This window comes from Bittarella massiliensis (ex Durand et al. 2017) (assembly GCF_017566145.1).
Classification (GTDB): Bacteria; Bacillota; Clostridia; order Oscillospirales; family Ruminococcaceae; genus Bittarella; species Bittarella massiliensis_A.
In genome coordinates, this window is the sequence record NZ_JABFCL010000175.1 from 1 (window position 1) to 226 (window position 226).

Annotated in this window: 1 protein-coding gene; it reads left to right on the forward strand. The window is 42.5% G+C overall.

All coding sequences use genetic code 11. The features are described from left to right. On the forward strand, positions 1 to 226 hold a 226-nt coding region (locus HJY11_RS13935), incomplete at both ends, for an ATPase, T2SS/T4P/T4SS family (RefSeq protein WP_438820442.1).

Sequence of the window (226 nt, forward strand, 5' to 3'; positions counted from 1 at the left end):
TTGATGAAGAAGTAAAACTCTATAAAGGTGCCGGCTGCGGTAAATGTAATTTTACCGGTTATGCCGGACGTATGGCGATCCATGAAGTTCTGCCTATCATTCCTGAAATGAAGGAACTGATTTTGAAAAATGCTCCCGATACGGAAATTTTTGCTGCCGGACGTTCTTATGGCGTTACTTCTATGAAAGAAGACGGTATCCGCAAAGTATTGGATGGAGAGACAAC